The organism is Novipirellula sp. (assembly GCF_041583735.1).
GTDB lineage: Bacteria > Planctomycetota > Planctomycetia > Pirellulales > Pirellulaceae > Novipirellula.
On sequence record NZ_JBFHFD010000360.1, the window covers coordinates 1 to 8,722 of the forward strand.

General features: G+C 55.3%; 6 protein-coding genes and 1 pseudogene. 3 read left to right on the forward strand and 4 right to left on the reverse strand.

The features are described 5' to 3' along the window. On the forward strand, positions 1-688 hold a 688-nt coding region (locus tag ABX962_RS22460; protein WP_372722500.1), incomplete at its 5' end, for a GMC oxidoreductase. 83 nt (positions 689-771) lie between these two features. On the opposite strand, the gene ABX962_RS22465 is transcribed toward ABX962_RS22460, so the two are convergent. From ABX962_RS22465 to ABX962_RS22480, 4 genes are all read right to left on the reverse strand, one after another. Next, positions 772-1,986: a DUF1559 domain-containing protein gene (locus tag ABX962_RS22465; protein ID WP_372722502.1), complete on the reverse strand. Its 1,215-nt coding sequence runs from the start codon at positions 1,984-1,986 to the stop codon at positions 772-774. Between the two features lie 163 nt (positions 1,987-2,149). Beyond that, positions 2,150-2,629, reverse strand: coding sequence for a hypothetical protein (locus ABX962_RS22470; RefSeq protein ID WP_372722503.1), 480 nt, complete (start codon positions 2,627-2,629; stop codon positions 2,150-2,152). A 283-nt stretch (positions 2,630-2,912) separates the two neighbouring features. Then, complete coding sequence (locus tag ABX962_RS22475) at positions 2,913-5,492, reverse strand: DPP IV N-terminal domain-containing protein (RefSeq protein ID WP_372722505.1); 2,580 nt, start codon at positions 5,490-5,492, stop codon at positions 2,913-2,915. Positions 5,493-5,589: 97 nt separating this feature from the next. Next, a complete protein-coding gene (locus ABX962_RS22480; RefSeq protein WP_372722506.1) occupies positions 5,590-6,075 on the reverse strand; it encodes a hypothetical protein in 486 nt (161 codons plus the stop codon). Positions 6,076-6,266: 191 nt separating this feature from the next. Between ABX962_RS22480 and ABX962_RS22485 the strand changes: the two genes are divergently transcribed. Both ABX962_RS22485 and ABX962_RS22490 read left to right on the forward strand, forming a co-directional pair. Further along, positions 6,267-8,315 carry a sulfatase-like hydrolase/transferase gene (locus ABX962_RS22485; protein WP_372722508.1) on the forward strand — a complete coding sequence of 683 codons (2,049 nt, stop codon included), beginning with the start codon at positions 6,267-6,269 and terminating at the stop codon, positions 8,313-8,315. A gap of 117 nt (positions 8,316-8,432) precedes the next feature. Beyond that, positions 8,433-8,722 (forward strand): annotated as a pseudogene (locus ABX962_RS22490) (gfo/Idh/MocA family oxidoreductase); the annotation flags it as partial.

An 8,722-nucleotide genomic window follows, 5' to 3' on the forward strand; every position in this document is an offset into this window, starting at 1 on the left:
CGACCGCCGCAACATCATGGAAAACGGCAAAATGGTCGAGGTCCCTGCGGTGGAAAATTGGTGCCACTTCCCCGGCACCGTGGCGCTCGCGTTAACCGGATGGTTCAAAGAGTTCGCCTGCGTGATGCGCAAGTTCAATCATCTGTCGATGTCGGGCATTGTCGTTCCCACCAAAGTTCGCTGCAGCAACTATGTCGATTCGTGCGGCGATTTCCATCTCGAATTCGACTGTGATGAATTTGAAATGCTGCTGCGTGGTTTACGTCGTGTCGCACGGATCTATTTCGCAGCCGCCAAACCCGACGACGGCGTCTCTTTGCATCTGCCTACCAAATCGATCCTGATGCGATGTGGCCGCCCGCTGCGCATCCGCAACATGGATGACTTTGAATGGGGACTAAGCGAAATTCGCCGCCGTGGTCCCGCATTCGTCAATCTGTTAACTACGCATCCTCAAGGCGGTGCGTCGCTGGGTGACGTGGTCAATCCGACGACCTTCCAAATGATGACCGATTGCGGCGAAGCGATTGAAAATCTGACGGTCGCCGATACCTCGATCTTTCCCGCCGGTTGCGAAATCAATCCGCAACTGACGCTGAAGGCGCTTGCGACATTGGCGGCACAGCAAATCATTCAACGCTCTTCAGCCACGTTGCCACAGCCGACTCCGGCATTGGCACAGTCGTGATACGAGCGTCAAGGCTCGACGGGGATGCCTCTCGAAAGTCTTCGCGACTTTCGCTACCGAAACGGAAACGGCAATCGATTGGACTAGAAGTCGTCGGAGATGACTTCTCGCGAAGCGCGTGTGCCAAGGGCTCCCCACAAACCGTACGGGCTCCTGGATCCCGGAGCACTTTCGCCGGCTCCGCCACTCCAAACGTTCTCGTGGTGAACGTCGCCCCCGATGATCGAATCGGTGACAAATTTGACCGAGCCATCTCCCATCAACACATGCACGCCGCCTTGATGTCGGCTGCTCGGCGGTGCGACGCCATGCGAACTTGCATTGGGACCACCAAAACAGAGTTCTCGGTTCGGTGGAATGATCGTGTTGAAACCAGTGTAGGACGAGCCGCTCGATGCCCAACGAAATCCGCGACCGTGATTTGAAGGAGCAAGCGTTGCCGCGCCAGCGAGCCAGAATTTGGGACGATTCGGATCGACCAACCCGTCGTGAACACAATAGTCGGGTTCTTCACGCACCAATTCGGACGCGTCATTGCCGATCGCGGCAATCGTACGAATGTCATTGTCACCGAGATCCGTTGCGATTTCGCCTGCAAAAATCGTGTTGGACATACCATCCAACACGTCACGGAAACGCATCGTTTGGTGTGACACAAACGCGCCTCGGCAAGCTGCACGTGCTTCGGTCGCATGCGTCGCCAGATTGCTGAGCGTGACGGTCGTCGCACTCTCGATTCCCAGCGGTCCGCGATCCATGTAATGGATCGAATCACCAAGACAGACGGCATAGTTGGTTCGTCCAAAGCTAGGCAATCCTACACCGGGATCACTCGGGCAACGCAGCGTTGCCAATTCCGTGACCCAGGGTTGATAGTTCGCTTCATCCGTTTCCGGGCCCATCGCGGGGTAGGCTCCCGACGGGTTACTGATCTGTTCCCACAACGCTTGCTGTTCGAAAAACGGAGTCAAACCAACCCAAGCGGAAAGATCCATGCGGTTGCTGACGTCGCTGCCGATCGCGGCTCCGTTGACCCAAGTCCCACCGCCATGCATCGGCAATTGGTTGTACGACGAGTGGTAGTTGTGAATGCTCAACCCGAGCTGTTTCACATTATTGCTGCAGCTCATCCGACGAGCCGCTTCACGAGCTGCTTGCACTGCGGGCAACAACAATCCAACCAAGACCCCGATGATCGCGATCACGACCAACAATTCGACCAAGGTAAATCCATGGCGTGGGATAACAAAACGTGAGCGAGGACTTCGCGTCACAGGCAAGACAAAGGGCGTATTCATTGCGTTTCTCTACGATTCCAAAAAAATAAAATGATTCAAAAAAGACCGGATCGAAATATCAACAGACGCAGCGCCGATTGAAAGATCTAGCAAGCATCAACAGCAAATTGCTGATGCCACAATCAACGATGGTGGAACGCGACGCGAAGGCCGCGAACCGTCTTTAAAGAATCACAGGAGGACCGCGAGAAGAGATGCCGCCGCGTTGAACGCGGAGCGGCCACTGAATTCCAGTCAAACCGAATCGATCAACGAGTTCGATATCGCCCACCGAGCCTGCTGCACTGGTGATCGTTTGACCGACCAAACTTTGGGCGGCACACAGGGCACAAAGCCCAAGACACGCCTCTGGGTTGCCCGAATCCACGGCGTACAAGAACGCATCGGACTGGGCTGCCACATCGCTTGCGCTCGCACTAGTTTCCGTCGCATCACAATCGCGAGCGTGACAGCACTTGGACACGTCGTCGTGATGCACTTCGGGCGTCGCTGAAGCCGCTTCGCAATCGTGATCCGAGCAGCACGCCGAACTCATCGCGCCGAACGGCGACGCATGCGTATGCCCGGCGTGATGGTGCATTGCCGGCAAAAGCCAGCCGCCCACCACATAGGCAATCAACGCGATTCGGGAAGCGAGGTTCATCAAAAAAGTGCAGTATAGCAGCGGAAAACGAGAGACTTTTCGAACGGTTTCTACGCGACGTTTACGAAACTGGTTCTAGCCTAAGCAAGTTGAATCAAAGCAAAAAGGTGTTTTCTAGCGTTTTTTTCGTGTTTCGAGCCAGTTTCGGCCCCATGTTGGCCCCATGTTGGTCTCGCGTCGGCCCCGTTCCAACATTCGTCGCCAACCGATCCCCCTACGCTAGCGGATCGCAGCGCGTCGGGCCGAACCGGCACCCCAGTACCATGAACGCGGCGAAAGCCCTCTAGAACCGAGGCTCATTCTTCCACAATTTACGAATAAAGAAGTCGGCTTGGCGACGGTGAGCATAGGGATGGCTCGCGGCGCCGTGACCAACGCCGGGCATCACCAGTAGTTCAAAATCCTTGTCCGCTTTGACCAACGCGTCGACCACTTGCATCGTCGTCGCGGGGTCAACGTTTTGGTCCATCTCGCCCACGATCAACATCAAGTCGCCCTGCAACCGATCCGCCTGGGTCACGTTGGATTGCTCGGCGTAGTGAGGTCCGATGGGGTATCCCATCCACTGCTCGTTCCACCAGCGTTTGTCGACGCGATTGTCATGGCATCCGCAATCGGCAACCGCCGCGTGATAAAAATCGCCGTGAGCAATCAGCGCTCGCATCGCACTTTGGCCCCCGGCGGAACCGCCCCAGATTCCCACACGGGAGAGGTCCATTTCGGGTCGGTCGATCGCCGCCTCCTTCATCCAAGCGATGCGGTCGGCAAACCCGCTGTCGCCAAGGTTCTGCCAACACACGTCGTGAAACGCTTTACTGCGATGGCTGGTCCCCATCCCATCGATTTTGACCACGATAAATCCTAACTCGGCCATTTCAACCAAGCTGCTATGGCGGCCAAATTGCTTGGGCACAAATGCGGAATGAGGCCCCGCGTAAATGGCCTCGAGCACCGGGTACTTTTTACTCGCGTCGAAATCGGTGGGACGAATGATGATCCCGTGGATATCAGTTTCCCCATCGCGACCTTTGGCGACAAACCGTTCGGGGAATTGCCATCCGGTCTTCAGCAATTCGGAGGCATCAGCCTTTTCCAACTCGACAACCCATTCGCCCGTCTCGGCATCCCGGAGCTCGGTCACCGCTGGCAGATCGACTCGCGAATACGAATCGACGATGTAGCGACGCTGGGGCGAGAATTGCCACTCGTGATCTCCATCGCCACGCGTTAAGCGAACCAGATCGCTGCCGTCGAAGTTCACCCGAATCAAATGACGATGATAAGGATCTTGGTCCTTGTCGATCCCCGAAACCGTTAACCAGATTTGTCGATTCGCTTCGTCTACATGCTCGACACCCCGCACCACCCAATCGCCATGGGTAATTGCGTTTTTTACTTCACCGCTGGCTTGATCGATCAAGTACAGATGATTCCACCCCGAGCGTTCACTCATCCAAATCGCTTCGTTGCTCGCATCGATTCGCCGCAAGAAAGTCTTGTGTGAGTAACAGACAAACGTCTCGCTCTGTTCATCAATCATCGCTCGCGGCTCAGCAGATTCCGCGTCCACCGAGACCACACGCAGCGTTTGATGCCCCCGTTGGTTGTACAAGAATGAAAACGAGGTGCTGTCATCGTGCCACTGTAAATCGCCAATCGAATAGGGATTAGGAAACAACGAATCGTCAATCATCGTGGCGGTTGTCTCGGCGATCTCGTTTTCGTTGACACGAAACAGGACGGGACGCGGATGATCCATCGCGTCACCGGGCTTTGCATAATTGACGGTATGCAATTCAGAGTGAATCGAACCCTTCGGTGCTGCTTGGACAATCGGAATCGTTCGCACGTCGACTTTCTCGGTTTTCATCACGACAAAACTGCGAGAATCGGGTGACCACCAAACTCGTCCTGCGAATCCATTTTTGTCATCGCCGCCCGTTGTCAAAACGGCTCGTGCATCGGAAGTGGTGGATGTCAGCACGACATTGTGATTCTCGAAAGCGACTTGCCAGGCATCATCAGGCGAACGAGATTGCGATGAGCGGCCAGCACGTGCCGATCGTTTTTTCAAATTTCGCAAAGGTTTGGGCTGGGGCGTATCCGCGTCGATTCGAGCAAGCGACTGCCACACGTCGGCGACAAATGCCGCGACAATGGAACCGCTTGGAGATTCCAGGACCCAGCTGTGCCCCTCGAAGGTCGAAATCGATGCAGTTTTCTGAGGTGCAACGCGGCCGTATTCGCGGTACTCACCCGTCGGGGTCACCCATTTGTAATGCAGCGGCTCGGCGGTGCGGTTTTCAAACTGAATCTGCGTCCGATCGCCGCCATCCCGACTTCTCTGCACCTGTCGATTAGCAGTCAGTGTTTCTGCGGCATCCGAATCGACGCGATCGCGTTCTCGCGAATCGACCTCGCTGAGCGGGCCAGCGGGTAGAACGAACTGCCATTTTCGCTTGCCAAATTCAAACCGAGCCTTGGTAAATTCGGGGTCAAAGGACAACGATCGCAGCTTCAACTTTGATTTCGATAACGATGCGTCCTCCCCCAGCTCCGCTGCAAGCAGACTCGCCAATTGATCGTGATCAAATGCCTCATTGCGAGTCTTTGTTGCCGGATCGACGATGATGTACCGGAATACATTATCGGACGAGAGGACTTGATACCAAAACGCTCCCTCGGACGACTCGCTCCAATTTGGATCGACCTTGTCCCTAAAAATGGGTTGATTGATTCGCTTGCTCAGCGTTTGCCAACGTTCGTAATCCTGCTTACTACCTTGCCCGATCGCCGCCGACGGCGCGATCACGATGGCAGAAACGGTCAACAGAGAGAGGACACGAGCGGCAAAGGGACGCATGTTTGGTTTCTCGCGGGGTTGCAGGTCAAACGGAGGCGGGCGGACGGACAAACCAGCAGCCAGGGCAGGGTAGAGCTAGGAAGGGCAGAGGTGGGGCTTACTCGAAGTGGGTTTCTGTCACCCCACGTGCGTTGCTGGGCAGTCGCCCTGTCACGGTGACCTCGGTGATCGGGTACCGCCCCGGCACAAACCGCTGGTTGGCTTTGGTCATAAAAATGCTTTGCGGCAACACCAACGTTTCCCCTTTTTGCAGAGGTGAATCACGATACAAAAAATACTGGCCGTTCAAATTCACGGTCAGATTGGGAATGTCATGATCGGCCGTGTTGACGATCACCACGACATCGGTCAACAGTCCGCCTTGGCCATTGGGGGCGACGACGGTTTGGCGGTCCAGCGAGACTTCCACCGGCAGCGATCGCGAGGCGGCTCGACCATAAAATGTCGCATACAGACTTAGCCCCGCCAACGGGAAAAGACAGACCGCCAAAAGTGCCAGCGTCAGCCCCAGTCCCGACAATTTCGGGCTCGGCGCTATTTTGCGGGGCGGCTGCTCCGCCAGATCGGAATTGGTTTCAGTCATAACCGGCAAGATAATCAATACAAACAAAAAAACAGGGAGTCGTTCAGTGTAGGGCGCGCAGGTAAACCCACAAGCAGAGATTGGGTTACAATGACAACCGAACCTGATGCGATCCCATTCCGCCGTGCTCCTAGCGGCGATCAACGACGACGCTTTTCCACCTTCCGATCACGAGTGATACCCCAAGAATGATGCGATTGACTGCCCTGTTTTTTCTCACGATGACGCTGGCCTATGCCTGGATCCACCCTGCGGCGACGGCTGCCAACCCACCGTCGAAGCCCAATGTGATTTTCATTTTGTGTGACGATCTGGGGTGGGGTGACCTTGGAGTGCTGCACCAGAACGCTTCCCAACACGACAAGCGGCTGCATACGCCAATGATCGATCAAATGGCGGCCGAAGGCATCCAGCTTCGCCAGCATTATTGCCCGGCTCCGGTCTGCGCCCCCAGCCGTTCATCGCTGTTGACCGGGGTACACCAAGGACACGCCGAGGTGCGGGACAACCAATTCGACAAGAGTTTGGCCGACAATCACACGCTGGCGACGGTGATGAAAAACGCTGGCTACAAAACGGCGTTGATTGGGAAGTATGGCTTGCAGGGCAATGGCGATTCGGCAGCAACGTGGCCCGCCTATCCGACCAAACGAGGTTTTGATGAATTTTTTGGCTACGTTCGTCACGTCGATGGGCATGTGCATTACCCCGCCGACGCGTGGCCACTAGGCAACAGCGAAACCCATCGCCAACCCAAACAGGTATGGCATAACGACCAAGAAGTTTCTGCGGGGCTTTCAAAGTGCTACACCACCGACTTGTTCACCGCACGCAGCAAACACTGGATCGCCGAGCAGACAAAATCGAATCCGCAAGAACCGTTTTTCTTGTACCTCGCCTACGACACACCGCACGCAGCACTGCAAACGCCGACGATGGCCTATCCCGAAGGCAACGGATTGAAGGGCGGAATTCAGTGGACCGGCGAAGCGGGGCACATGATTAACACCGCCGAAGGCGAAATTGATTCGTACCGCCATCCCGATTACGTCGGCAAAGGTTGGAGCGACGAAGAAGAACGATTCGCTACGATGGTACGGCGAATTGATCACTGCGTCGGCGATCTGCTGCAGACGCTGCGTGATCTCAAGATCGACAAAAACACGCTTGTCGTGATCTCTAGCGACAACGGGCCGCATCAAGAAAGCTACCTTTCGAATTCCAATTACGACCCCACGTCGTTTCAGTCGTACGGCCCACTCAATGGGATCAAACGTGATGTTTGGGAAGGCGGTATTCGCGTCGCCACGTTGGCATGGTGGCCTGGGAACATCCCGGCTGGCAAAATCAACACGGAACCGAGTCAGTTTCATGATTGGATGCCGACGTTTGCCGATCTTGGCGGGATTGCCGCTCCAGCCCGCACCGACGGCGTTTCGCTGCGACCTCGGTTGACCGGAACAGGCAATGCCGAGACGAGCCAAATCTATGTCGAGTATTCACAGAACGGATCCACGCCAAAGTACAAAGACTTCTCACCATCGCATCGCGGCAAAAAACGCGGCCAAATGCAAGTCGTCCATTTGGACGGATTCAAGGGCGTGCGAGTGAACATCAAATCCCATGATGATCCGTTTCAAATCTTTGACCTGAAAAAAGATCCCAAAGAACAACACGATCTAGCGAACAGCAATCCGCGATTCAAGCAACTTGAAAAACGGATGCGTGACCACGTCTTGCAATCACGGATGCCCAACGCGAGTGCCAAACGGCCTTACGACAACGTCGCCATTCCAGCGGCCAATATCTCGGAGGCATCGCCCGGTTTGCAGTGGTCGTTCTACGAAGGCGATTTCCCCTACGTCCCCAAAACCAGTGGAATGCAACCGCAAAAATCGGGCACTTCCGCCAACATCGATGCGGCGGCAGTTACAGGCGGCAAAGGGGCAATCCAGTGGACCGGCTGGATCGACGTGCCGGAAACAGGCACCTACCAAATGAGCTTGTCGTCAAGCAACAAAGCGTTTCTACGGATTCACCAAGCGTCGGTGCTCGATGCCGACTTTGGTTATCAAGCGGGACAACGGCGTACGGTTTCGATTAAATTGGCCAAGGGTTATCACCCGATCCAATTAACATGTCTGTCCGATGGCCAAACGCCGCCGACACTCGATTGGAAATGGGGCCTTTCATCAAACGAGTTGACTTCCATCGAGAACAAGTCGTTGTTCCGTAAGTAACCGCCCCACAAAAAACTCTTTTTTGACTCCACTTCACCCTCGTACGTTTTATTACCCGATCCAATTACCCGATCGCTCTTTTAACAACGAGAGCGTCTAAGATGAGGAATCTTTATCATGACAGCTGAAAAGCAACCCGAGAATCAATCCAATCGCCGCAACTTCATCACGCAGTCGGCCGGAGTCGCGGCGGCGGCATCGGTGGGTTTGTCCGCCACACGATCCGCTGCAGCAGCGGGATCCAACGAACGCATGCGAATTGGATTTATCGGCCCCGGGGGTCGCGGCTATGGCGCTCACGTCAAGACGCTGTGTAAACTGCACGAAGAAGGCCGGAACATCGAACTGGTCGGTGTCGCCGAAGTCTATAAGACGCAGCGAGACAAGGTCGCCGACCATATCAAAAA